Source organism: Streptomyces sp. NBC_00012 (assembly GCF_045040875.1).
Classification (GTDB): Bacteria; Actinomycetota; Actinomycetes; order Streptomycetales; family Streptomycetaceae; genus Streptomyces.
Genome location: NZ_CP108309.1, coordinates 7,083,174 through 7,107,170 on the forward strand (window position 1 = coordinate 7,083,174; position 23,997 = coordinate 7,107,170).

Below are 23,997 nucleotides of genomic sequence, written 5' to 3' on the forward strand. Positions count from 1 at the left end.
CGGCGGCGAACGGCCGCGAGAATGCAGTATGTCCGCGACCGACTCGTGCCGCGCGGCGAGCCCGCTCGTTCTTGTTGACGAGCGCCGGCGTGCCGTGTTCGGGCGTCCCGGGCGAAGGGCCGAAGGAGCACTGACGATGGGCGAGGGGTACGCATGAGTGACACCGGCCAGATCCCGGGTGAGGGACTGCCGGAGAACGCAGGCACGGTGGAGCAGCCGGGCGTCGCCGCCCCGGATGCCTACACCTACCTCGCTCCCTCCGAGCATGTCTCCGAGGACGACGACCTCCTCCTGATGCCGAGCCCGCAGGGAGCCTGGAGCGACCCGCAGGCCGTACCGGCCCCGGGCCAGTACCCCGAGGGCGTCGCCGTCCAGGCACCGCTGCCCGCTCAGGCTGCCTACCAGGCCCAGCCGCCCTACGCCCAGTCGGCCGGCGAGACCCCGGCGCAGCCGCAGGGCCCCGTCCAGGTCCAGGTGCAGGAGCCCGTCCTGGCCCAGGCCGCCGAGGTGTACGCCGCCCAGCAGGCCGTCGCGGAACCGCTGCCCGCCACCGGCCCGGGGACGCACGAGTCCGGTGGCCGCGACTCCGGTTCGGTCGACCTGACGGGTGTACGCATCCCGTCGCCCACCCCGGCTCCGGCCGCCCAGGCCCAGCCCCAGACACCGGTACGCCGGCCGCTGCACCGCGGCCCGGTCGCGCCCGACGGCACACCGTCCTACGGCGGGACTCCGACCGGGGGAGTGGTGCGTTCGCTCGCCGACCGCGGCCCCGCGGGCGCTCCCCAGCCGCAGGCCCGTACCCAGGCCCCCACGCGGCACGCCGGACCGCCGACCACGGGCCCGGAGTACTTCGAACTGCCGGGTGACGACGCGTCGGCTCTGCCGGGCCCGCAGCTCGGCGAGATCCTGCCGCAGGGCGGTAGCCCGTGGGGGGCCCAGGATCCCCAGCCGGCGGCAGCAGAATCGGTCGTTCCGGAGCAGGTGGCCCCGGAGCAGGTCGTTCCGGCGCCGGTCGCCGAGCCCGTTGCCGAGCCGGTCGCCGAGTCGGTGCAGGCGCCTGCGGCGCAGCCGGTTCAGGCCGCGGCGGTCGTGGCACCGGAGGCCGTGGCCGCTCCCGCCGCCGAACCGGTACCGGTACCGGCACCGGTGCCGGTCGCGGTCGAGCCGCCCGCCGAGACCCCGACCGAGAGCCCGGCCGAGATCCCCGCCGAAGCGATCGCGCCGCAGGACATCGCGGAGGCCGTCCCCATGGGGCAGTTCGTGCCCGTGGAGGGTTCGGTGCCGACGACTCCGCACCTGGCCCCGACCCCCGTGGTCGAGGAGAGCGCCGAGGCGGAGCCGGTGGCCGAGGCCGCACCCGAGGCCGAGCCCGAGCGCGTGCCGATCGCCATGGGGCCCGTGACGCCGGTGGCGCCCGTCGTGGCGGAGGCAGCCGTCGAGCCTTCCGAGCCCGCTGCGAACGCCGGGCCGGTCGAGCCCGTGCAGCAGGTCGAGCCCGTGGCGATCGCCGAGGCCGCCGAGCCCGTCCCCGCCCCCGAGGCCGAGATTCTGACGGTGTCCGAGCCGGAGCCCGAACAGGGTCCGGAGGTCATCGAGACCCCGGACATCACGCCCCCCACGGACACCGTGGAGGCCGTCCCCCTCGCGGAGCCCGCAGCGACGACGGAGGCCATGGAGACGGCGGAGGCCACGGCCGCCGCGGAGACCGGCCAGGTGGAGACCGGCCACCCGGACTCCGTGCAGCCCGAGGCCCTGCCCACCGAAGCCCCGGCCCAGGAGACCGCCGAGGCGGCCCCGGCCCCTGCTCCCGAGCCGGAAACCGCCGGAGCCGCCGAAGCCGAGGCCCCTGAGAACCCGGAGGCGTCCGAGTCCGACGAGGCCGCGCTTCCGGCCGGTCCGCCGGCCCCCGGCTACGACGACGCCGAGCGCGAGGCGGTGCTCCGCGTCATGCGTGAGCGCCGCGACATCCGCAACGGTTTCCGCAGCGACCCCATCCCGCACGAGGTCCTGCTCCGCGTCCTCGAAGCCGCGCACACGGCGCCCAGCGTCGGTCACTCGCAGCCCTGGGACTTCGTCGTCATCCGCTCCGCGGAGACCCGTCGCTCCATGCACGAACTGGCACAGCGTCAGCGGGACGCCTACGCCAAGTCGCTGCCCAAGGGCCGGGCCAAGCAGTTCAAGGAACTGAAGATCGAGGCCATCCTCGACACCCCGGTGAACATCGTCGTCACCGCGGATCCCACCCGCGGCGGCCGCCACACCCTCGGCCGGCACACCCAGCCGCAGATGGCCCCGTACTCCTCCGCGCTCGCCGTCGAGAACCTGTGGCTCGCCGCGCGCGCCGAGGGGCTCGGCGTCGGCTGGGTCAGCTTCTTCGACGAGCGTGAGATGGTCCGGGCCCTCGGCCTGCCGGAGCACCTCGAAGTCGTGGCGTACCTGTGCGTCGGTTACGTCGACGAGTTCCCCGAGGAACCCGAGCTCATGCAGGCGGGCTGGTCCAAGCGCCGCCCGCTGTCCTGGGTCGTCCACGAGGAGACCTACGGCCGCCGTGCCCTGCCCGGCGAGGAGCCGCACGACCTGCTCCAGGAGACCATCTCCAACATCCGCCCGCTGGACGCCAAGGCGCTCGGCGAGGCGTGGGAACGCCAGAAGCGGATGACCAAGCCCGCCGGCGCACTCGGCATGCTGGAGATCATCGCGGCGCAGCTGTCCGGACTCTCCCGGATGTGCCCGCCGCCGATCCCGGAGCCCGCGGCCGTCGCGATCTTCGCGGGTGACCACGGGGTGCACGCCCAGGGCGTCACGGCCTGGCCGCAGGAGGTCACCGGCCAGATGGTCGCCAACTTCCTCGGCGGCGGCGCGGTCTGCAACGCGTTCGCGGCCCAGGTGGGCGCCGAGGTGTGTGTGGTCGACGTCGGCGTGGCCATGGAGCTGCCCGCGACGCCCGGTCTCCTGCCCCGCAAGGTGCGCGCCGGAACGGCCGACTTCACCACCGGCCCCGCGCTCACCCGCGAAGAGGTGCTCGCGGCGATCGAGGTCGGCATCGAGACCGCCCGCGATCTGGTCGCGGCAGGCAACAAGGGCCTGCTCACCGGTGAGATGGGGATCGCCAACACCACGGCGTCGGCCGCGTTGATCTGCGTGTACACGGGCATGGACCCGGCCGAGGTGACCGGTCGCGGTACCGGTATCAACGACGAGATGCACGCCCGCAAGGTGGACGTCGTCCGCCGCGCCCTCGAACTCCACCAGCCCGACCCGGCCGACCCGATCGGGGTGCTCGCCGCGGTCGGCGGCCTGGAGCACGCCGCGATGGCGGGCTTCCTGCTGGGCGGCGCCTCGCTCCGTACGCCCGTCATCCTGGACGGCGTCAGCGCGGGTGCCGCGGCCCTGGTCGCGAGGGCGATCGCCCCGGAGGCCCTCGCCGCCTGCATCGCGGGCCACCGCAGCGCCGAGCCCGGCCACGTCGCCGCTCTCAACAAGCTGGGCCTGCGCCCGCTGGTCGACCTCGACCTCCGCCTCGGCGAGGGCACCGGAGCGCTGCTGGCGCTGCCGATCGTGCAGAGCGCGGCGAGGGCGATGCACGAAGTCGCGACGTTCGACTCGGCAGGCGTCACCGAGAAGTAGTACGCGGCCACGGCCGAACCGGCCCGGCGCCCCGCGCGCCGGGCCGGAGCCATTGATACCGGGCGGGGACAGGCCCCGACCGCGCCCCCCCGCACCCCGTATCGTGGACCCACACCCACGAAACCGCACGTCACAGCCGCTCCACCGTCGCAGCGGCCCGCACCCCGCACCGCACGAGGAGTCCGCACCGCCATGGCCGAGCACGCCGATCACCCCGCGTACCCCGTCGGACTCCGCCTGAGCGGGCGCCGCGTCGTCGTCGTAGGCGGCGGCCAGGTCGCGCAGCGCCGCCTCCCCACGCTCATCGCGGCCGGCGCCGACATCACCCTCGTATCGCCGTCCGCGACCCCGGCCGTCGAGGCGATGGCCGACGCCGGCGAGATCCGCTGGGAGCGCCGCCGGTACGAGGACGGCGACCTGACCGACACCTGGTACGCGCTGATCGCCTCCGACGACGACGCCGCGAACGACGCCGCGTCCGCCGAGGCCGAGCGCACCCGCACCTGGTGCGTGCGCAGCGACAACGCCGATGTGGCCACCGCCTGGACCCCGGCCACCGGCCGCAGCGAGGGGGTGACCGTCGCCGTCCTGTCCACCGACGCCCAGGGACGCGACCCGCGCCACTCCGCCGCAGTCCGCGACGCCATCGTCGAGGGGCTGCGCGACGGCACGCTCGCCGCCCCGCACCACCGCACCCGGCCCACCCCCGGCGTCTCGCTGGTCGGCGGCGGCCCCGGCGACCCCGACCTGATCACCGTGCGCGGCCGGCGCCTCCTCGCCGAGGCCGATGTGGTCATCGCGGACCGGCTCGGCCCGCGCGACCTGCTCGACGAACTGCCGCCGCACGTCCAGGTGATCGACGCGGCGAAGATCCCGTACGGCCGCTTCATGGCGCAGGAGGCGATCAACCAGGCGCTCATCGAGCACGCCAAGGCCGGCAAGGCCGTCGTACGGCTCAAGGGCGGCGACCCGTTCGTCTTCGGCCGGGGCATGGAGGAGGCCCAGGCGCTCGCCGCCGAAGGCATCCCGTGCACCGTCGTCCCCGGCATCTCCAGCTCGATCTCCGTGCCCGGCGCGGCCGGAATCCCCGTCACCCACCGCGGGGTCGCCCATGAGTTCACCGTCGTCAGCGGCCATGTCGCCCCCGACGACGAGCGTTCGCTGGTCGACTGGGCGGCGCTCGCACAGCTGCGCGGCACCCTGGTGCTGCTGATGGCCGTCGACAAGATCGGCGTCATCGCCGAGGCCCTCGTCGCCCACGGCAAGTCCCCGGACACCCCGGTCGCCCTGGTCCAGGAGGGCACCACGGCATCCCAGCGCCGCGTCGACGCGACCCTGGCGACCGTCGCCGAACGTGCCGCCGCCGAGGAAGTACGTCCCCCGGCCGTCATCGTCATCGGCGACGTCGTCGGGGTCGGCACGGGCGCGGCACCGCTCCCCACCGAGTAACCGGCGGTAACGGATCTTCTTCCGAGCCGTTGGCACCACACACCGGACAAGGCAGTATCGAACCCGTGGCTGATCTCATCACCGTCGACGACCCCGACGACCCCCGACTGCACGACTACACCGGACTGACCGATGTCGAACTCCGGCGCCGGCGGGAGCCCGCCGAAGGGCTCTTCATCGCCGAGGGCGAGAAAGTCATCAGGCGGGCCAGGCACGCCGGGTACGAGATGCGCTCGATGCTGCTCTCGGCGAAGTGGGTCGACCTGATGCGGGACGTCATCGACGAGGTCCCGGCCCCGGTGTACGCGGTCAGTCCCGAAATCGCCGAGCGGGTCACCGGCTACCACGTGCATCGAGGCGCGCTCGCCTCGATGCAGCGCAAGCCGCTGCCGACGGCCGACGAACTGCTGGGCGCGACCCTCGGTGCGGCGGCAGCCGACGACCGCACCGACCCGGGAGCAGTGCCGCCGTCGGGCAGGCGCGAGCGCGCGGTGCGGCGTATCGCCGTGTTCGAGGACATCGTCGATCACGCCAACCTGGGCGCCGCGTTCAGGAACGCCGCCGCTCTCGGCATCGACGCGGTCCTTCTCACCCCTCGCTGCGCCGACCCGTTCTACCGGAGGTCCGTGAAGGTCTCGATGGGGGCGGTCCTCCAGGTGCCGTGGACCCGGCTGGAGTCCTGGCCGAAGGATGTCGAGGTCCTGCGTTCCGCGGGGTTCACGCTCGCCGCCCTCTGCCTGAGCGAACGAGCGATCACCCTCGACGAACTCGCCGCGCGCAAGGACGAGAAGCTCGCGCTGGTCTTCGGCACGGAAGGAGCCGGCCTCGCCCCCGGTACCCTCGCCGCGGTCGACGAGCACGTCCGCATCCCGATGGACGCCGGTGTCGACTCGCTCAACGTGGCAGCCGCCTCGGCCGTCGCCTTCTACGCCACCCGGCCGGGTGCGGCCTGACTCCGGCGCACCTCCCGTCCGGCGCCCGGAGCCGCCCCGTCCGCCCCGGACGGCGGGCCATTGCGCCCGGCCCCACCCCCTCCGGCATGCGCCCGCTTCTCCTTCCTCCCCTCCTCCTGCCTGTCCGTCTGTCCGCCTGCCCGAGCCGGTCGGGCCGGGGTCACCGATCAGATGACCCCGGTGTCAGCCTTCCCGCTCGTCACATGGAGCCGGTACGTCGACGGAGTGGGCGTGTGTCCGGCCGCAACCTTGATCAGAACGGGACGGCAGGAGCCGGCGGGCCCGAACGCCGGATTCCCCCGAGCGGACGGAGCCGCACCCCTCATCCATCACAGGAGTGACCGGAATGAAGCACGCCAGGAAGACCACGAAGCGTATGCGCCTCGTCATCGGCGGTACGTTGGCCGGCGCCGCCGCTCTCGGCACGTTCGCCGTGGTCTCGGCCAACGCGGGGTCGTCCCCGAGCGCTGCCGCCCGGTCGGAGGCGGCGGGCGAGAACCTGGCCCGGTCCACGCACCTGAGCATCGACGCGGCCTGCCGGGCCGCACAGGCCGTTCTCGACGCTGCCGCGAAGGAGAACCAGCGTGTCGCCGTCGCCGTCGCCGTCGCCGTCGCCGACCGCAACGGCAACGCCGTCGTCACCCTGCGCGGCGACGGTGCCGGCTCGCAGTCCTACGAGGCGGCCGAGAAGAAGGCGTTCACCGCCGTCTCCTGGAACGCCCCCACCTCCGAGCTGGTCAAGCGCCTGGAGAACACCCCGACGCTGAAGGACATCCCCGGCACCCTGTTCCTCGGTGGCGGCGTGCCGGTCGACGCGGAGGGCGCGCCGATCGCGGGCATCGGTGTCGCAGGAGCCCCGTCCGGTGACCTGGACGAGAAGTTCGCCAGGGCCGGCGCGGCGGCCCTGGACAAGTAGCACGGAGCGGAGGTTCCGCAATACCGGCCGAGGCCGTTGCCCAGCGTTGACGGACGCGGGGCAACGGCCTCGTCGATTTCCGTGCGGGCCGGGCCGGTTGCGCACGTCGCAGGCCGACCCGGAGACGCCGCCGCACGCCGGCGGAGCGCTCCACTGCGAGGCGTACGAGCAGCTCCGCCGCCCTGCAACAGGCCTTCTGCTTCGGCTTCCTGGCCAACGGCGTCGCCCTGATCCTCATCCTCGGCGCGGCAGTCAACTGCTGCATCATCACGCTGAACACCACGATCTGGATCTTCGCGCCCGAGCGGTTCCCCACCAGGGTGCGGGCGTTCGGCACGTCGATCATCCTGGCCCTCGGCTCCCTGGCGGGCGGGCTGACGCCGATGCTCGCGGGCGCCGCCTTCGACGCGTACGGGATGGCCGGGATGTTCACCCTGATCGGCATCCTCTTCGTGGGCCTCGCCGTGTCCGTCCAATTCCCGCCGGAGACCTTCGGCCGGTCCATGGAGGAGACGGCGGAACAGTCAGTCCCGGCACCGACGGGGCAGCCCGCGGACGATACGACGGGAAGCACCCGGTGACCGTCGTGGCCCTGATCAATCCCAACACCTCGGTGGCCACCACCGAGATGATGGCGGCCATCGCCAGGCGGACCCTGCGCTCCGACGACGGCTACGAGGTCCTCGGAGTCACCGTGGCCGACGGCCCCACGATGCTGGTGGACGAGGACGTACTGCGGGCTGCCGGGCCGCAGGTCCTCGCCGCGGCGCGGTCCACCCTCGCCGGGCCGGAGGGCGAGCGCGTCAAGGCCCTGGTGGTCGGCGCGTTCGGTGATCCCGGCATCGAGGAACTGCGTGCGTGGGCCGATGTGCCCGTCGTGGGCATCGCCGAGGCCGCCATGGCGGAGGCCGCGGCGGGCGGCCGTCGGTTCGGCATCGCCACGACCACGCCGGGACTGGCCGCCGCCATCGCCGCGCGGGTCGACCGCCTGGGCCGCTCCTCCCAGTACACCGGCATCCGCCTCACGCCGGGTGACCCCCTGGAGCTGGCCGCCGCCCCCGAGGTGATGCGGGAGCGGCTGGCCGACGCGGTCGGTGCCTGCATCGCCGAGGACGGGGCCGAGGCCGTGATCATCGGCGGAGGTCCGCTGGGGGAGGCGGCCGAAGCCGTGCAAGGGCGCTTCCCGGTGCCGGTCATCGGGCCGGTCCCGGCCGCCTGCCGGGAGGTACGGCGGGTGCTCGAACGCAGCTGAGGCGGGGCGTTCCCGGCAGCGGAGGACGCCGAAGGAGGCCGTGACGGCCGGGGGCGCCCCCGGCCGTCACGGACCGGCCGCACCGGGCACGCCCGAGGGCCCGTCCACCGGATCAGGGCCCGGCAGGCACCAGGCTCTGACTCTGCGTCCGGCCGTCGCCCTGATCGGTACCCAGCCCCCGGGTCGGCCCCTGGCAGCCCTGGGCCGCCGCGATGCCGAGCGCCACCAGCAGCGTCACCACGACGAAGACGACGAGCCGCTGCCGCAGCAGCCGCGGATTGGCGGGACGCAGCCCCGTCGAAGTCGTACGGGTCCCGGGCCGCGTTCCCGGCCGGCCCTTCGCACCGTTCGTACCCTGCGGGCGCCGCCCGGACCGGGTGGTGTTGCGCGACGGCTGATGCTGCTGGGAGCGCGAACCACCGGTCCGCGGCGACCCGGCCCGCGACGACGAGGGCGGTCTGCTGCCCTGCGGCTGCTTCTGTTTCTGCTGACGGGGCGCGGGAGGAGCCGCACGCCGCGTCTGCTGCTCGGTGTACGGGCCGTCGAGACGGCCGGTCGGCCGGTCCAGTTCCTGTGCCGAACGCTGCACGGGCGGCCGGCTCTCGTGCAGCCCCTGTGCCTCCCGCGCCGCGATCTCCTTGAGCCGCATGGAGAGTTGGAGCGTGCTCGGCCGCTCCTCCGGATCCTTCGCCAGGCAGGCGCTCACCAGCGGTGCGAGTGCGTCGTGCACATCGTGCAGCTGAGCCTCCTCGTGCACCACGCGATACAGCATCACCTCGGAACTGCCGTGCCCGAAGGGCGAGTCGGCCATGGCCGCGTACGCCAGCGTGGCACCGAGCGAGAACACATCGGTCGCGGGTGTCACGGCCGCGCCGCGCACCTGCTCGGGTGCGAGGAACCCGGGCGAGCCCACCGCCGTACCGACGTGGGTGAGGGTGGAGGCCCCGGTCGCCCAGGCGATCCCGAAGTCGATGATCCGGGGGCCCTTGGGCGAGAGGAGGATGTTCGACGGCTTCAGGTCGCGGTGGACGACCCCGGCCTCGTGCACCGCGACGAGCCCCTCGGAGAGCGCGGCGCCGATCGAGGCCACCTCGGCCGCCGACAGCGGGCCCTCCTCGGCCACCTTGTCGTGCAGCGAGGGCCCCGGAACGTACTGCGTGGCGAACCACGGACGGTCCGCCTCCAGGTCGGCGGCCACCAGGCGCGCCGTGCAGCCGCCACGGATCCGCCGTGCGGCGGACACCTCGCGCGCGAAACGGGAGCGGAACTCCTGGTCCTCCGCGAGATCCGGGCGGATCACCTTCAGCGCCACCCGCTGGCCCCGCCGGTCCGAACCCAGGTAGACGACACCCATGCCGCCCGCCCCGAGCCGCCGGTGCAGTCTGAACGAGCCGACGACACGCGGGTCCTCGCGCCGGAGCCGCATCATCGCCATGTCTGCCCATCCCCGCTGCCTGGTCCGCCTGACGAGGCACAGCTTACGTACCCGGCGCCCGGGGCGCTCAGAGGCCGCGCCCTCACCGGTCGATCGATTGTCGTTGCGCGGCACGCTCCCTGACGGGACATGGGGCCGGGGCGCGTCCCGTGCCGGACGGACCCGGGCCCAAGGCGGTTTCGGGGAAGGGCGGTTGGAGCCGTGCCCGGGCATCCGCCGTACGGCGTCGGCCTCGGCCCGGACGGGGCTCGCGGCCTCCGTCGGGGCGGGCGGCCCGGCCGTCGGGAACCGGGGGAGGCAAGGGTGAGTGAAGTCACGGTGAGCGTCGCCGTGCGTACCGGTGGGACGCCCTGTCCAACGACTCCGGCGCCGCGCGAAGTTCGCCGCCCGTGCGGTCACCCCTCCGGGATGTCCCCAGGGCCGGGCGCCCGGTCTCCACCCAGGGGAGTACAACGACGGTCCGGGGCTCATCCTCCGGGAGGCCCGGCAATCGGTACGCGGGCATGACGCCCGCAGCGCCGTGCGTCCTTAATGTTGAGGTCAAGCGGCGGGCGCAATACTCGTCCCCCGAGGTCACACGCCCGCCGCCCCACATCAAGTCAGGAGAGGAACCATGGCGGACACGGCAACGCGGACCATGACCCGCGCAGGACGCAGGGCCCATGCCTCGTTCGGCGGCCGCCCGTCCTCCGGTACGCGCCACCCACTCGTGGCAACGGCGATGGTTCTTCCTCTGGCGGCCCTGCTCGTGGTCGTCTTCGGCGGCTGGGACGCAGTGGTCACACAGGCGTCGTCCGTGGGCGTGATGCTGGGGCGCTGAGCGGCGCCCCGGGTCCGGAAGAGCGGTCCGGACCGGGACATCCGGCCAACAACCCCGTGGGGACGGGGGTGCGGCGGACGGCAGCGTTTGTCCGGTCAGCTGGGGAGCTGACCGGACATCGCGCTTTCCGGGGGCGTCCCCGACGCGGCGGCGGTCGCCGCCGCCCGCGACTCCTCCCGGCGCGCGTACGCTCATCGGCGGGCCCGGTCCGCACCGGGCCCGCCCGTACCAGTTCGCCACCGGGGGAGACCGTGACCACCGCAGTCGTACGCGCGCTGGGCGATCTCGCCCACCGTGCCGCCCATGAACAGCCCGGGGAACCCTGCGCCTGCCCGCCCCCGGCGGTGCTCGCGGACCGCGAGGACGGCACGGTGGTCCGCAGCGGGGCCGTCGTCGCCAAGGCCCACGCCCCCGGCACGGACACCCCCGGCCTGCTCACCCGTCTCACCCTCGCGAACGACCCGCGTCTCACCGGCATCCTGCTCGCCCCGCTGATCCCCGGCCCTTCGAAGCCGCCCGCCACCATCCACGGCCGCCCCGTCACGCTCTGGCCCCACGGCCGGCCCGTCGACCCCGTCGACCCCGGCGCCGCCCCCTGGGAGGAGGCCGCCGTTCTGCTGGCCGGGCTGCACCGGACCCCGGCCCCGCCCACCCTGGCGCTCCCGCCCATGCGGGGCCCCGCGAAGACCGCGCTCGCCGTCGCCCGGATGCGCGCTGCCCGGCCCGGCGACCCGGCCACCGCTCCCGTACTCGAATCCTGGCACCGTCTGCCGGCCTGGGCCCGCGACGAGGCCGCCGCACCCCCGCACCGCTCGCGCTTCCTCTGCCACGGCGATCTGCACCTCGGCCAGCTCGTCCGCCATCCGGCCCCGCACGGACCCTGGCTGCTCATCGACGTCGACGACGCCGGTCTCGGCGATCCCGCCTGGGACCTGGCCCGCCCCGCCGCCTGGTACGCGGCCGGGATCCTGCCCCCCGAGGTCTGGCTCCGCTTCCTGGACGCCTACCGGGCGGCGGGCGGCCCCGCCGTCCGCGCCGAGGGCGATCCCTGGCCGGACCTCGACGTCCCGGCCCGCGCGCTGACCGTCCAGGCCGCCGCGCTGGCCTTCGCCAAGTCCGCCGTGGAAGACCGGACTCCGGATGAGGTGGAACAGACAATGATCGACGCCTGCGCCCGAATTGCATCTCTCCCGCCCGAGTTGGGCGCCGAACACTCGTCGTAGGCTGAACCGACCGTCGACGGGCATGAATTCCGGCGACGGCGACCCGACGGCGAGGAGTGAGCCGAACCATGCAGTGTCCCAAGTGCCACGCACAGATGCACACGTACAACCGCAACGGCATACAGATCGAGCAGTGCAGCGGCTGCCGGGGAATCTTCCTCGACTACGGCGAGCTGGAGTCCCTCACCCGCATCGAGGCGCAGTGGACGCAGCAGGCCCCGCCCGCACCGCCGGCCCCGCAGGCGTACCCGTCCGCCCCGGCACCCGCCTGGGGTGCCCCGCAGCACCACGGCGGTCACTACCGGCACAAGAGCTTCGGCCGCATGCTCTTCTCGTCCTGAACGGGGCACCACCGCCGAGTGCCTGACCGCGGGCCCGGACGCGTCTCGTCCGGGCCCGCAGTGCGTCCGCACCGGTAGGCGTACGCCGGAGCCGACGACCTCCGGAAACGAAGAAGCCCCGGTCGTCGGAACGGCCGGGGCTTCTGCTGGTGCGCGATACTGGGATTGAACCAGTGACCTCTTCCGTGTCAGGGAAGCGCTCTCCCGCTGAGCTAATCGCGCAGGGTGAACCTGCGTGTACTGCGTGCGCGATACTGGGATTGAACCAGTGACCTCTTCCGTGTCAGGGAAGCGCTCTCCCGCTGAGCTAATCGCGCGGGATCCTTGCGGATCAGTGGACGATACTGGGATTGAACCAGTGACCTCTTCCGTGTCAGGGAAGCGCTCTCCCGCTGAGCTAATCGTCCTTGGAGGTGGAGACGGGATTTGAACCCGTGTAGACGGCTTTGCAGGCCGTTGCCTCGCCTCTCGGCCACTCCACCACGAGTGGGGGTTCGGGAAGATCCCCCACTTTATGCGAGCGGACGACCAGGTTCGAACTGGCGACCTCAACCTTGGCAAGGTTGCGCTCTACCAACTGAGCTACGTCCGCTTGTCTTTCCCGGTCCGCTTGCGCGTCCCGGCGACGTGTTGAACTCTAGCGGATTCCCGGGCCAGTACAAAAACGCGTTTGTGCAGCGTGCTGAGGTGCGCTTGCCCCGGCGCAGGTCATCACGCGCCGCCCTAGACTCGACGACGTGCACGACCTCGCTCCAATGGCCCGCTTCGGCGGCCTCGTCGCGTCCGATCTGCGGGACGTGACCAATGATCCCGCAGCCCTAGAATCCTCCGGCTTCTGGGCCGTATCCGCCGATTTCGAGGGCCGCCTCGTCTGCGCCCGCTTCGGCTCCGTACGTACGCGGGCGGTGCCCGCTCCCGTGCGGGGCGCCTGGCGCGGGCCCGCGGCCGGTGACTGGACCTCGTCCCTGGACCGCGCCGCGTACATCGCGGGCGTACGGCGGATCCGCGAGTACATCGCGGCGGGCGAGGTGTACCAGGCCAACCTCTGCCGGGTGCTGACCGCGCCACTGCCCGATCCGGGCGCGGCGGACGTGGACGCGCTGACGGCGCTGCTGGCACGCGGTAATCCCGCCCCGTACGCAGGAACGATTCGGCTGCCCGCGCACGGCGTGGAGATCGCCACCGCGTCCCCCGAGCTCTTCCTGAAGCGGGACGGGCGGACCGTCGAGTCGGGACCGATCAAGGGCACCGGGCGGACCGAGGGCGATCTGCTGGAGAAGGACCACGCCGAGAACGTGATGATCGTCGACCTGGTCCGCAACGACCTGGGCCGGGTCTGCGCCACCGGATCGGTCACCGTTCCCGATCTCTGCGTGGTCGAGAAGCATCCCGGCCTGGTCCACCTCGTCTCGACCGTGCGCGGGGAACTCGCCGAGGGTGCCGGCTGGCCCGAGCTCCTCGGCGCCGCGTTCCCGCCCGGCTCCGTCACCGGGGCACCCAAATCCAGCGCCCTGCGGATCATCGAGGAGCTGGAGACCGCACCGCGCGGGCCCTACTGCGGAGGCATCGGCTGGGTCGACGCCGACCGCCGTACCGCCTCGCTCGCCGTCGGCATACGCACCTTCTGGACCGACCGGACCGGTCCCGCCCCGGTCCTCCGCTTCGGCACCGGGGCCGGCATCACCTGGGGCTCCGACCCGGAACGCGAGTGGGACGAGACCGAGCTCAAGGCGTCCAGACTGCTCGCTGTAGCGTCGGGCGCTCACGAAACAACCGGAAGGACCGCGTGATGAGGATTTGGGTCAACGGTGAACTGCGCGACGCCGAAGACGCCAGGGTGTCCGTGCTCGACCACGGGCTCACCGTGGGGGACGGCATCTTCGAGACGGTCAGGACCATCGACGGCAGGCCCTTCGCCCTCACCCGCCACCTCGACCGGCTGACCCGCTCGGCCCGCGGCCTCGGACTTCCCGACCCCGACCTCGACGAGGTCCGCCGGGCCTGCGCCGAAGTCATCGACGCCAATCCGATGGCACTCGGCAGGCTTCGCATCACCTACACCGGAGGGCTGTCCCCGCTCGGCTCCGACCGCGGCGACGCCGGACCCGGCCTCGTCGTCGCCCTCGGTCAGGCGACCCGCCGCCCCGACACCACCGCCGTGATCACCGTCCCCTGGACACGCAACGAGCGCGGTGCGCTCACCGGCCTCAAGACCACGTCGTACGCCGAGAACGTCGTGGCCCTGGCACGCGCCCACCAGCACGGCGCCACGGAGGCGCTCTTCGCCAACACCGTCGGCCAGCTCTGCGAGGGCACCGGCTCCAATGTCTTCGTCGTCCTCGACGGGCAGCTGCACACCCCGCCGGTCGCCTCCGGCTGTCTGGCCGGAATCACCCGTGCGCTGGCCGTGGAGTGGGCGGGCGCGCAGGAGACCGAGCTGCCGTTCGACATCCTGGAGCGGGCCGAAGAGATCTTCCTCACCTCCACCCTGCGCGATGTGCAGGCCGTCCACCGGGTGGACGGTCGTGAGCTGCCCGGCGCGCCCGGACCGGTGACCGCCAAGGCCATGCGGATCTTCGACGAGCGGGCCGGGAACGACCTCGACCCGTAGAGCGCCCGAAATCGGGGTGACGGGCCGGGCCCCAGCGGATAGAACATCTCCGATGACCACGACCCTTCGGCCGACCCGGCCGCTCCAGCAAGGCACCGACGGTGCGAAGAACAGCGCGTACGACGTGTGCGACAACGGACGGCCCGTCGGTTCCGTCGAGATCGGCACCGACGCGGCGTTCGGCGCGTCCACGGGCGTGCTGCTCTCCCTGAACATCGACGAACCGAGCCGACGGCGGGGCCGCGGCACCATTGCCGCGCTCGCCGCCGAGGAGGTGTTGCGCGGCTGGGGCTGCGGCCTGGTGCGCCTGTCCGTCCCGGAGGGCAACGAGGGGGCCCGACGCCTGGCGGCCGCACTCGGCTACACCGACCGCAGCCGCAACATGCTCAAGGACCTCGGCCCGGCGGCTCCCGCACTCCCGGACGGGGTCGTGGCCAGGGAGATGACAGCCGAGGAATTCATGGTCTGGCGGCGCACCAGCATCGACACGTACGCGCAGTCCTGGATCGACGAGGGCATCCCGGCCGAGCAGGCCATGCAGAAGTCCCGGGCCGACCACGCCCGCAACCTGCCGGACGGCCTGGACAGCGCGGGCATGCACTTCCACGTCCTGGTCGCCGGGGACACGGTCGTCGGCCATGTGTGGGTGTCGGTGAGCGAGGCCGGCGGCGAGGCGACCGGCTTCGTCTTCGACGTCGAGGTGGGCGAGGAGCACCGGGGGCGCGGCCACGGGCGTGCCCTGATGCAGGAGGCGGAGCACATCACGCTGGCCGCGGGCGCCCGCCGGCTGGGTCTGCATGTGTTCGCCGCCAACACACCCGCCCTGCGGCTGTACGAGTCGCTCGGATACCGGACGACTCAGTACAACCTGGCCAAGAACCTCTGAGGGCGGGCCCGCTCAGCCCCGCTCGGCGAGCAGCCGGTCGGCGATCTCCTCGATCCGTTCGCGCAGGCCGTCCTGGCTCTTGCCGCCGTCCAGCCGCTCGTCGCCGATCACATACGTCGGGGTGCCGGTTACCCCGATCGCCTTGCCCTCGGCCTGGTCGGCGTCGACGATCAGCATGTGGCGTCCGTCGATCAGGGCGGTGTCCATCTCCTCGGCGTCCAGGCCGAGTTCCCGTGCCACCTCGATGAGCAGCGGCTCGCCGGTGCGGCCGAGATCGGCGGTACGGGCGAGGACCGCCTCGACGTACGGCCAGTCCTTCCCCTGGGCCGCCGCCTCCTCGGCGGCCTGTGCGGCGGCGTGGGCGTGCTTGTGCTTCTCCAGCGGGAAGTGCCGCAGCCGCACCTCCAGCCGGTCGCCGTACTTGGCCCGCAGGGCGTGCACATCGGTGAGGGCCTGGTGACAGTCGGGGCACTGGAGCTCGCACCAGACGTCGAGGACGACGGGGGCCGCAGGGGTGGAATCGCTCATGCGGCCAGTCTCCCAGGGCCCGCGCGAGCCTCCCAATCGGCACCCGGTCCGGCCGGGCTCCGGGCGTCCGGTGCGCCGCGGATCGGCACCTGGGGAGGATCCCGGCCCTGAAATGTCCCTGATGCGGTCCGGGATCGTGGCCACCGGGCCGGTCATCGGTGCAGGATGGAAGGGACGTTTCCCCGTGCGCCTGGAGGCTCCGATGCTTGCCGAGACCATCTGCTCCGCGGTGTCCGCGGCGGGCCTGGGCATCGCCGCCGTCACCGCCTGGCGAAAGCGCTTCCTCGCCGCGACCCGGATCGCCGCCTACTCCCTGGTCCCGATCGCCCTGGTCCTGACCGGGATCGTGGACTGGGTCGCCGGGATCGCCTTCAAGCCGAGCGTCTGGCTCGGCTTCGGGCTGCTCGCGGTGGCCTGGCTGCTGTTCACGACGACTCGGGCGGTCGAGCGGCGCGGCGGCGGCACCCGCAAGGAGCGCAGGGCCGCTGCGCGGGCGGCGCAGGGCGAAGCGGTCGCCCCCGCGGCCTCGGCGCCGTCCCTGGGGGCGGGGCTCCCGGGGACGGGGACGCAGCCGAAGGCGAAGTCCCGGCAGCAGTCCGCCGCTCCGGGCGAGGACTTCAGCGACATCGAGGCCATCCTGAAGAAGCACGGCATCTGACCCCCGCCCCGGCCCTCGGGAGGGCAGGGGCGGCGGATTCGTGGGGTACGGGAGCGGAGCGGCCCGCGACGCCGTCCGTACGATGGGGACACGCCGCGGTCCGGTGCGGCCGAAGGCATCAGTGGGGCAGGGCAAGTGGCGCGTGTGGCAGGGATCAAGGATGTGGCCCGGCGGGCCGGAGTCTCCGTGGGCACCGTGTCCAACGTGATCAACCGGCCCGAGGCGGTGCTGCCGGAGACCCGCGCCCGGGTGCTCGCAGCCATCGAGGAACTCGGTTACGTACGCAGCGAGTCGGCGCGCCAGCTCAGGGCGGGCCGCAGCCGGATCATGGCCCTGCTCGTCCTCGACATGGGCAACCCGTTCTTCGTGGACGTGGCCCGCGGCGCCGAGCGCGCCGCCCGGGAGGCCGGTCTCGGCGTCATGGTGTGCAACAGCGACCAGAGTCCGGCGGAGGAGGCCGAGTACCTCGGGCTCTTCGCCGAACAGCGGGTCTGCGGCGTCCTGGTCACCCCGGCCGACCCGACCGGCCGGAACCTGGAGGCGTTCGGCAGGCACCGGATCCCCTATGTGCTGGTGGACCGGGTGGCGTCCGGCACGGGGACCTGCGCGGTCTCCGTCGACGATGTCCGCGGCGGCGCCCTCGCCGTCGGCCATCTGGTCTCGGCCGGTCACCGCTCGGTGGCGTACGTCAGCGGCCCGGGCGACCTCCATCAGATCAGGGACCGGCGCGAAGGCGCCCTGGCGGCCCTCGCGGACGCCGGGCTGCCGCCCGAGGCGCTCGTCGAGATTCCTTCAGGCCGGCTGGACGTGGCGGCGGGCCGCGATGCCGGGGCCCGGCTGCTCGGCCTCGTTCCCCGGCCGACCGCGGTGTTCTGCGCCAACGACCTGCTCGCGCTGGGGGTGCTCCAGGCGCTGTACGCGGCGGGCGTCAGGGTGCCGCAGGACATCGCCATCGTCGGGTACGACGACATCGAGTTCGCCGCCGCCGCTGCCGTGCCGCTCACCTCGGTCCGCCAGCCCGCGGTCGTGATGGGCAGGATGGCCGCGGAACTCCTGCTGGAGGAGTCGGACGACGTGGACGGTACTCACGAACACCGCAGTGTGGTGCTCCAGCCGGAGCTCGTGGTGCGGGCCTCCAGCTCGACGCCGTGCTGAGGCCGCGGGGCGCGGACCGCTGGGGTGTGTGCGGCCGTATCCAGAATTCGCCGTGTACGAGGCGGCGTTGACCGTCCGGGCCCGCCGCGCCCGGTGTCGGTCGGTGTCCTCGGGTTCTGTTCGGGGGAGTTGGGGACGGGGCGCTCCCGATGCGGCACCGAATGTGTGGCGGGAGATCGGACGCCGGAGCGAATCCCGACCCGTCCGGGGTGGGTGAACTCCCGGTACGAAAAGGCGTGTTGATCGCCAACGGGGGCCGGACTGAGTCATGATCGTCCTGAGATGGTCGACACCACCCGGGGCGATGTCCCCGCAAGCCCTGCCGAAGAGCCGCGCGGCTGCCTCTTCGCGCTTTCCCAGCCCCCTTTGATGATCTTCCTCGCGGTGGTCGGCAGCCTGTTGCTGATGGCCGCGGTGCACGATCTCTTCATGCTGTGAACGGTCAGCCGGCCGCTTCCTTGCGGCGTGCCCGGTACGCGGCGACATGCAGACGGTTGCCGCAGGTGCGGCTGGAGCAGTAGCGGCGGGAGCGATTGCGGGACAGATCGACGAAGGCGTGCCGGCAGTCCGGTGCCTCGCACCGCCGCAGCCGTTCCTGCTCGCCCGCCACCACGATGAAGGCCAGTGCCATGCCGCAGTCGGCCGCGAGGTGGTCGGCGATCGACGCGTCCGGGGCGAAGTAGTGCACATGCCAGTCGTAGCCGTCGTGATTGCTGAGCTGCGGCGTGGTGCCGGCGGCGGCGACGAGCGCGTTGACGAGTGAGGCGGCGGTCTGCGCGTCGTCCGTCGCGAAGATCTCGGCGAAGCGTGCCCGTACGTCCCGTACGGCTCGCAGGTCCTTCTCGTGGAGCTCGCCGACGCCGCTGATGCGATGGCGCCGCGCGAAGTCGTAGAGCGCCGCGATGTCGGCGAGGCCGTCGCTCCGCTCGTCCTCCGGCTGCCCGCTCGCCGGTGGTTCGCTCTCGGGTGCGGTGTTCATCAGTTCGACCACCGTGTCGAGGGCGCTCCGGGTGTCGTGGGGGATCAGCACGCTTCAGCTCCCTGCCTGCGGCGGGCGGGTGTCCGCCGATGCGGGCTGACTCTACTGGCTCGGCCGCGGCGCACAGCGGCCCGAGAGGGCCTGTGGGGGGCGCGTGGAGCGGATACCGGCCATGGATGCGTATTTCAAGCCGGTGAGTGTCCGTCCGGGGCGTGAGGCGGGCGCCATGAGTCCTGGGCGCGCACCGGCGCCGTCACCACGGTGGATTCCGTGATGACGGCGCCGGTGTCAGCCATATGAAGTTTTCCGCGCGGCGCCGTCTCCCCGAGTCGGACGGCGCCGCGCAGCTCTCGGCCTGGCTCAGCTCTCGGCCAGGATGTGTGAGAGCTCCGTATCGAGGTCGAAGTGACGATGCTCGGTGCCTGGTGGAACCGCGGCGTCGGTCCGCTTCAGGAACGACTCCAGGGCTCTCGCCGGGGCTTCGAGCAGGGCTTCGCCCTCTGGGGAGCTCAGCGCGATACAGACGACGCCCTGGCCGTGGCTACGGGATGGCCAGACGCGGACGTCTCCGGTGCCGGTGGGCCGGTGCAGCCCCTCGGCAAGGAGGTCGCGGGCGAATACCCATTCGACCGTCTCCTCCGCTCCGGTGTGGAAGGTGGCGTGCACGGCATACGGATCGGCCGTGTCATACCGCAGGCCCGCGGGAACAGGCAGTGAGGACTCGCTCGACACAACGAGGCGCAGGTGCAGCTCGCAGCTGACCGTGGTGTTCATAAGCGCCAGGGCCTTTCGCTCAGTGTGCGCTCGGGGATTCGCACGTCGGCGAAATCGACATGCCACCTACGGTGGCGTTGTAAACCCCTCTGACCTTTTTGTGTTCCTTCAGGTAGCTCGTACGGCGGTGTGTAACTTTCGGTTATGCGGCCATTCCGGTGACGAAGGCCGTTCCGGTAGGTTGGCTGTCATGAATGCGGAGCGTGACGTGCGGAACAACGGGGACGCCGAGTCGGCGGCACCGGTGTCCGGTGCGGGGGACAGGGCGGACGGCGTGACGGGTGAAGTCACCGAGGGTGTGACCAAGGAGCGGGATCTCGGCTCCCGGGCGCCCGGGTTCATCAAGGCGTCCAGGACGCTGCACCTGAGCTGGCAGGTCGGTGTCTTCATCGTCGGCCTCGCCGTGGTCGTGGCGGGCATCATCATGCTTCCGCTGCCCGGCCCCGGCTGGCTGGTGATCTTCGGCGGCATGGCGATCTGGGCGACCGAGTTCGTCTGGGCGCAGCTGGTGCTCCGCTGGACCAGGCGGAAGGTGACCGAGGCGGCCCAGCGGGCGCTCGACCCCAAGGTCCGGCGGCGCAACATCATCCTCACGTCGATCGGCCTGGTGATCATCGCGGTGCTGGTGGGGATCTACGTCTGGAAGTTCGGCATCACCATGCCGTGGAAGATCCACGAGTGACCCGGGGGTGGTCATGGGGCGCCGCTGACATGGGGTAATGTTTGGCCTGCGCCCGGGCGATTAGCTCAGTGGGAGAGCGCTTCGTTCACACCGAAGAGGTCACTGGTTCGAACCCAGTATCGCCCACCCCGGACAGAGGGCCCGTGAGACCAGAGAGTCTCACGGGCCCTCTGCGTTTGCCGTTCCCGGCCGGCCCGCAGGGGCCTCGCGGATGCCTTCGGAACGATTCACAAGCGCTTACGTGAACGATTCAATCCATGCGGTGGCGGACGGTCCGGGTCCGTAAATCGAGGAGAGCTATCCGGATATCGCGGTCGGAGCGCTCCCGCGGCCACGGGAATTCCCGGAAAGAGTTCGGCCCCCGGCATCCGTGAGCAATGCCCAGGACGATTCGAGAACTCCGCCGGAATTCCCGCAGCGGTGACGGCGGGCGCGAACTGCTCGATTTCACGGGCGAGTTCGCGCCGCCGCTTCCCGTGCGACGTACCGTCAGCGCATCCGGCCCACGGTCTCCTTGAGCCGCCGCGCATCGCGCAGGCGCTGCTCGTACGTCGCACCGACCACCAGCAACAGCAGCCCGGCGAGAGCGGGAGGCAGCCAGCGCGGCAGCGCGCCGACCACCTGGACCACGTACGGAGCCAGTTCGTGCACGGCGTCCAGGGCCAGCACCGCGCCACCGACCAGCAGCAGTGCCTGGAGCCTCAGCCGGGCACCCGCCAGGGTGATCACCAGGGCCGCCACACCGAGCAGCAGCGGGCGCAGCCAGTGTGGATCGACCCACGCCGCGAAGAGGCTCGGGACCAGCGTCGCCGTGAGACCCGCCCCGTACGCCGTCCATGACGACGCCTCCGGGTCGCGACGCCGGCGCAGCACGCCGACGGCCAGGGCGGGCACCGTGACCGGCAGCGTGTACGCCTCCGGCTCCGACACCCCCGAGGCCGAGAGCCGCACCCAGGTCGCCAGGACGAACAGCGCCACCGCCAGGTACCCGGCCACCGGCCGCCGCTCGGCCCGTACGGCCGTGCCCGCCGCCAGCACTCCGCTCAGCGCCAGCACCAGCGCCAGGAACGGCCGGTCCGGCACCGCCATGATCACCGCCACCACGGCCGACAGGGCGCCGGTCAGCTCGACCGGAAGCGCCGAAGGGCGGTTTCGCAGCCGGGCCCCGAGCAGCACCGTCACCCCGGGAACGGCCAGCATCAGCGGCGCCGCCTGATATCCGGCAAGTCCCAGCGACGCCCCGGCCGCACGGGCCAGCACCATCGCGCACACCACGGCCCCGCACGCCGGTACCGCCTGTGTGATCCGCAGGGCCGCCGCCGCACGTACCGCCCGAGCGTCCGGCAACTGCCGCGTCGGCATCGCCGCGCCGTCGAGCAGCACCGCGACGGCCCCGAGCACCAGCAGCAGCACCGCGAACACCGCGTACGTCGCGGCCTGTGCCGCGAGCGAGAGGAGACCCGCGCTCACCGCACCGGCCAGTCCGCACACCAGCGCGGTCGTCCCCACGGCGCCCGTCCCGCGGCGCAGCGCCCGTACCGCCACCGCGAACGCCGCGGCGGTCAGCACCGACTGCGCCGACACGGCCGCCGCGTACGACAGCCCCAGCACCGCGGGCAGCGCGGTGAGCCCCGCCCAGCAGAGCGCCGTCGCCGTGGCCCCCGCCGCGTTCCGCCAGGCCGGACCCGGCGAGACCACCGGACCGGCCGCCCGTACCAGCCGGTCCCACGACCGGTGCGCCGCCCCGAGCAGGCCGGCCACCACCAGCAGCACCACCGGGGCCGCGGTCAGCTGGGACCACGCCAGTCCCTCCGTGCCCAGGGCGGCCCGGACGCCAGCGTCCGGAGCGCCGGACCACACGCGGGCCAGCTGCGACGCCGTACCCATCAGCGACATGCCGACCGGCGGCGCCGAAGCCAGCACCGATGCCACAGTCACCGTCGACGAGGCCCACACCAGCCCCTGCCCGACCGGACGGGGCAGCGGTGCGCGCACGGCTGCCAGCAGCACCGCACCGCACAGCAGATACACCGGCACCGACCAGTTCCAGTCCACCCCGGCACGCAGCACGCCACCCACCGCGGCCACCCCGGACAGCCCGGCCAGCACACCGCCGGCCACCGCGAGACCCCTGGGCGCGCGCCACGCCCCGAACAGCGCGAGTGCCGCGCCCGCGAGCAGCAGCACGGCCGGCGCCACCGCGCCCGACGCCACGTCGGCGGACACCGACTGCGTCAGGGCCACCAGCAGTCCCAGCAGGCCCGTCGTCCAGCAGCCGACACAGGCCGTCACCCGGACCGCGAGGCCCGGCCCCCGCACCGCGATCGCGCAGTCCAGCGCCGCCGTCAGCAGCAGCGCCCAGCCGAACGCCGTGGCACCCGCACCCGCCGACCAGGCCCACAGCAGCAGCGGCAGCTGAGCGCTCACCACTGCCAGGGGCAGTGGCAGCCGCAGCCGGCCGAGCAGCAGCCCGTACCCGCCCCACAGCACCGCCAGTACCGCCGAGGCGGCCGCGGCGAAACCGGGCCCGTCGGCATCCGGCATCGCGACCCGGTGCAGCGCGTAGGCGTCGAGGATCATCAGCACGGACGCCAGGGCAGCCAGCGACTCGGCCGTCGCGGACAGCCCGCGACGCAGCAGCACGGCGGGGGCGGCGAGCGCCGCGAGCGTCACCACGGCGAGCACCGCCGAACGGCCGCCGATCCCCATGTGGCCCCAGCTGACCAGGGTGAAGGCGATCGCCGCGATCGTCAGCAGCAGACCGCCCAGGGTGAGCAGCACATTCTGCGCGCTGCGCGGTCCGGCCTGTGATGCGGGAGGCCCGGACGGAGCCGCGAAAGGCGCCGAGGGCCGAGCCGTCGGAGGCGGCCCGAACGGGCCGGCGAACTGCGGAGCCGGCGGCATGGCGGAAGGTCCGGCGGGTGGCGTCAGCACGCTCAGCAGCCAGGCACGGCGAACCAGCAACTGGGACCGGCGGGCGTCCAGCCGGGCCAGTTCGCGATCGAGGAGCGCCAATTCCTCGGCGGGTGGCGGCACATGTTCCATGGACGCGAGTGTGGCGCGAGCCACAGGTTCGGACATGCGCTCGGATACTCAGTTGCCCGGCTGAGTACGCGCAGACTGGGCCCATGGACTGGAGCCACTACCGATTTGTGAGTATCTGGGACCTTCCCGCCCCGCCCGACGCCGTGTACGGGATCCTCGAACGAGCCGATGACTATCCGCGCTGGTGGCCGCAGGTCCGTGAGGTCACCCCGGTCGACGGCACCACCGGCACCACCCGCATCCGCTCGCTCCTCCCGTACGACCTCGTCATGACCGTCCGCGAACGCCGCCGCGACCCCCGGGCCAGGGTCATCGAGGCGACGCTCAGCGGCGATCTGGACGGCTGGGTCCGCTGGACGGTCACCGCGTGCGGCGGTGGCAGCCGGGCCGTCTACGAGCAGGAGGTCGAGGTGCGCCGGCGGCTGATGCGGCTGCTGGCGGTGCCCGGACGCCCGGTGTTCCGGGCCAATCACGCCCTGATGATGCGTGCCGGGCGGCGGGGCCTCACGGCCAGGCTGGAAGCAGTTTGAACCGGACCCGCAGAGCCCTGTATGGTTCAACCCGTTCCGGGGCGATTAGCTCAGTGGGAGAGCGCTTCGTTCACACCGAAGAGGTCACTGGTTCGAACCCAGTATCGCCCACCCGGAAGAAGCCGGTCCGTCA

The 23,997-nt window shown here is 72.8% G+C and carries 22 protein-coding genes and 7 tRNA genes; 19 read left to right on the plus strand and 10 right to left on the minus strand.

Annotated features, from left to right (window positions below; genetic code table 11):
• The first annotated feature begins 153 nt into the window (after window positions 1-153).
• The 6 genes from cobT (at window position 154) to OHA19_RS32435 (ending at window position 8,197) form a co-directional block, all read left to right on the plus strand.
• Window positions 154-3,627, plus strand: a complete 3,474-nt coding sequence (gene cobT, locus OHA19_RS32410; protein WP_405752467.1) for a nicotinate-nucleotide--dimethylbenzimidazole phosphoribosyltransferase — start codon at window positions 154-156, stop codon at window positions 3,625-3,627.
• A gap of 192 nt (window positions 3,628-3,819) precedes the next feature.
• A complete protein-coding gene (gene cobA / locus OHA19_RS32415) occupies window positions 3,820-5,076 on the plus strand; it encodes a uroporphyrinogen-III C-methyltransferase (protein WP_405710841.1) in 1,257 nt (418 codons plus the stop codon).
• A 65-nt stretch (window positions 5,077-5,141) separates the two neighbouring features.
• A complete protein-coding gene (locus OHA19_RS32420; RefSeq protein ID WP_405752470.1) occupies window positions 5,142-6,029 on the plus strand; it encodes a TrmH family RNA methyltransferase in 888 nt (295 codons plus the stop codon).
• Window positions 6,030-6,375: 346 nt separating this feature from the next.
• A complete protein-coding gene (locus tag OHA19_RS32425) occupies window positions 6,376-6,945 on the plus strand; it encodes a heme-binding protein (RefSeq protein ID WP_405752473.1) in 570 nt (189 codons plus the stop codon).
• 236 nt (window positions 6,946-7,181) lie between these two features.
• Entirely contained in the window at window positions 7,182-7,526 is a 345-nt protein-coding gene (locus OHA19_RS32430) for an MFS transporter (protein WP_405753335.1), read from the plus strand.
• The gene (locus tag OHA19_RS32435) at window positions 7,523-8,197 is read left to right on the plus strand and encodes an aspartate/glutamate racemase family protein (RefSeq protein WP_405752475.1); all 675 of its coding nucleotides are present in this window, start codon (window positions 7,523-7,525) and stop codon (window positions 8,195-8,197) included. Before OHA19_RS32430 ends, OHA19_RS32435 begins: the two co-directional genes overlap by 4 nt.
• A 112-nt stretch (window positions 8,198-8,309) precedes the next feature.
• Here OHA19_RS32435 and OHA19_RS32440 read toward each other — a convergent pair whose 3' ends face one another.
• The gene (locus tag OHA19_RS32440) at window positions 8,310-9,632 is read right to left on the minus strand and encodes a serine/threonine-protein kinase (protein WP_405710835.1); all 1,323 of its coding nucleotides are present in this window, start codon (window positions 9,630-9,632) and stop codon (window positions 8,310-8,312) included.
• Window positions 9,633-10,245: 613 nt separating this feature from the next.
• Here OHA19_RS32440 and OHA19_RS32445 point away from each other — a divergent pair.
• The 3 genes from OHA19_RS32445 to OHA19_RS32455 all read left to right on the plus strand — a co-directional run bounded on the left by OHA19_RS32445 (window position 10,246) and on the right by OHA19_RS32455 (window position 12,016).
• The gene (locus OHA19_RS32445) at window positions 10,246-10,452 is read left to right on the plus strand and encodes a hypothetical protein (protein WP_405710833.1); all 207 of its coding nucleotides are present in this window, start codon (window positions 10,246-10,248) and stop codon (window positions 10,450-10,452) included.
• A 251-nt stretch (window positions 10,453-10,703) separates the two neighbouring features.
• On the plus strand, window positions 10,704-11,675 hold the full coding sequence (locus OHA19_RS32450; RefSeq protein WP_405752478.1) for a phosphotransferase family protein: 972 nt from the start codon (window positions 10,704-10,706) through the stop codon (window positions 11,673-11,675).
• Window positions 11,676-11,743: 68 nt separating this feature from the next.
• Window positions 11,744-12,016 (plus strand): zf-TFIIB domain-containing protein, encoded by a 273-nt coding sequence (locus OHA19_RS32455; protein ID WP_388587924.1) that lies wholly within the window; start codon window positions 11,744-11,746, stop codon window positions 12,014-12,016.
• 147 nt (window positions 12,017-12,163) lie between these two features.
• Here the strand turns inward: OHA19_RS32455 and OHA19_RS32460 are convergent.
• The 5 genes from OHA19_RS32460 to OHA19_RS32480 form a co-directional block, all read right to left on the minus strand.
• Window positions 12,164-12,238, minus strand: a tRNA-Val gene (locus tag OHA19_RS32460).
• Window positions 12,239-12,261: 23 nt separating this feature from the next.
• Window positions 12,262-12,333: transfer RNA gene (locus OHA19_RS32465), tRNA-Val, on the minus strand.
• Between the two features lie 18 nt (window positions 12,334-12,351).
• Window positions 12,352-12,423: transfer RNA gene (locus OHA19_RS32470), tRNA-Val, on the minus strand.
• Between the two features lies 1 nt (window position 12,424).
• Window positions 12,425-12,498, minus strand: a tRNA-Cys gene (locus OHA19_RS32475).
• 37 nt (window positions 12,499-12,535) lie between these two features.
• A tRNA-Gly gene (locus OHA19_RS32480) sits at window positions 12,536-12,608 on the minus strand.
• Between the two features lie 163 nt (window positions 12,609-12,771).
• Here OHA19_RS32480 and OHA19_RS32485 point away from each other — a divergent pair.
• The 3 genes from OHA19_RS32485 to OHA19_RS32495 are packed head-to-tail and all read left to right on the plus strand — an operon-like array spanning window position 12,772 to window position 15,513.
• On the plus strand, window positions 12,772-13,806 hold the full coding sequence (locus OHA19_RS32485; RefSeq protein WP_405721276.1) for a chorismate-binding protein: 1,035 nt from the start codon (window positions 12,772-12,774) through the stop codon (window positions 13,804-13,806).
• Window positions 13,806-14,627: an aminotransferase class IV gene (locus OHA19_RS32490; protein WP_405710829.1), complete on the plus strand. Its 822-nt coding sequence runs from the start codon at window positions 13,806-13,808 to the stop codon at window positions 14,625-14,627. The genes OHA19_RS32485 and OHA19_RS32490 overlap by 1 nt, the downstream gene beginning before the upstream one ends.
• 52 nt (window positions 14,628-14,679) lie before the next feature.
• Window positions 14,680-15,513, plus strand: coding sequence for a GNAT family N-acetyltransferase (locus OHA19_RS32495; RefSeq protein WP_405752480.1), 834 nt, complete (start codon window positions 14,680-14,682; stop codon window positions 15,511-15,513).
• Window positions 15,514-15,525: 12 nt separating this feature from the next.
• On the opposite strand, the gene OHA19_RS32500 is transcribed toward OHA19_RS32495, so the two are convergent.
• On the minus strand, window positions 15,526-16,041 hold the full coding sequence (locus tag OHA19_RS32500; protein WP_405752483.1) for a DsbA family protein: 516 nt from the start codon (window positions 16,039-16,041) through the stop codon (window positions 15,526-15,528).
• 202 nt (window positions 16,042-16,243) lie between these two features.
• Between OHA19_RS32500 and OHA19_RS32505 the strand changes: the two genes are divergently transcribed.
• From OHA19_RS32505 to OHA19_RS32515, 3 genes are all read left to right on the plus strand, one after another.
• Entirely contained in the window at window positions 16,244-16,699 is a 456-nt protein-coding gene (locus OHA19_RS32505; protein WP_405710823.1) for a hypothetical protein, read from the plus strand.
• Between the two features lie 135 nt (window positions 16,700-16,834).
• Window positions 16,835-17,854 carry a LacI family DNA-binding transcriptional regulator gene (locus tag OHA19_RS32510; protein ID WP_405710821.1) on the plus strand — a complete coding sequence of 340 codons (1,020 nt, stop codon included), beginning with the start codon at window positions 16,835-16,837 and terminating at the stop codon, window positions 17,852-17,854.
• A gap of 282 nt (window positions 17,855-18,136) precedes the next feature.
• Window positions 18,137-18,292 carry a hypothetical protein gene (locus OHA19_RS32515; protein WP_389868185.1) on the plus strand — a complete coding sequence of 52 codons (156 nt, stop codon included), beginning with the start codon at window positions 18,137-18,139 and terminating at the stop codon, window positions 18,290-18,292.
• Between the two features lie 4 nt (window positions 18,293-18,296).
• Here the strand turns inward: OHA19_RS32515 and OHA19_RS32520 are convergent, their stop codons facing one another.
• Window positions 18,297-18,884 (minus strand): CGNR zinc finger domain-containing protein, encoded by a 588-nt coding sequence (locus OHA19_RS32520; protein WP_405710819.1) that lies wholly within the window; start codon window positions 18,882-18,884, stop codon window positions 18,297-18,299.
• Window positions 18,885-19,193: 309 nt separating this feature from the next.
• Window positions 19,194-19,607 (minus strand): SsgA family sporulation/cell division regulator, encoded by a 414-nt coding sequence (locus OHA19_RS32525; protein ID WP_003959770.1) that lies wholly within the window; start codon window positions 19,605-19,607, stop codon window positions 19,194-19,196.
• A gap of 190 nt (window positions 19,608-19,797) precedes the next feature.
• On the opposite strand from OHA19_RS32525, the gene OHA19_RS32530 reads away from it, so the two are divergent.
• Window positions 19,798-20,289, plus strand: a complete 492-nt coding sequence (locus OHA19_RS32530; protein ID WP_405710817.1) for a TIGR02611 family protein — start codon at window positions 19,798-19,800, stop codon at window positions 20,287-20,289.
• A gap of 54 nt (window positions 20,290-20,343) precedes the next feature.
• Window positions 20,344-20,415 (plus strand) — tRNA-Val (locus OHA19_RS32535).
• A gap of 363 nt (window positions 20,416-20,778) precedes the next feature.
• On the opposite strand, the gene OHA19_RS32540 is transcribed toward OHA19_RS32535, so the two are convergent.
• On the minus strand, window positions 20,779-23,334 hold the full coding sequence (locus tag OHA19_RS32540; RefSeq protein ID WP_405752486.1) for an SCO7613 C-terminal domain-containing membrane protein: 2,556 nt from the start codon (window positions 23,332-23,334) through the stop codon (window positions 20,779-20,781).
• Between the two features lie 83 nt (window positions 23,335-23,417).
• On the opposite strand from OHA19_RS32540, the gene OHA19_RS32545 reads away from it, so the two are divergent.
• Window positions 23,418-23,864: an SRPBCC family protein gene (locus OHA19_RS32545; RefSeq protein WP_405710813.1), complete on the plus strand. Its 447-nt coding sequence runs from the start codon at window positions 23,418-23,420 to the stop codon at window positions 23,862-23,864.
• 39 nt (window positions 23,865-23,903) lie between these two features.
• Window positions 23,904-23,975 (plus strand) — tRNA-Val (locus tag OHA19_RS32550).
• Window positions 23,976-23,997 lie beyond the last annotated feature (22 nt).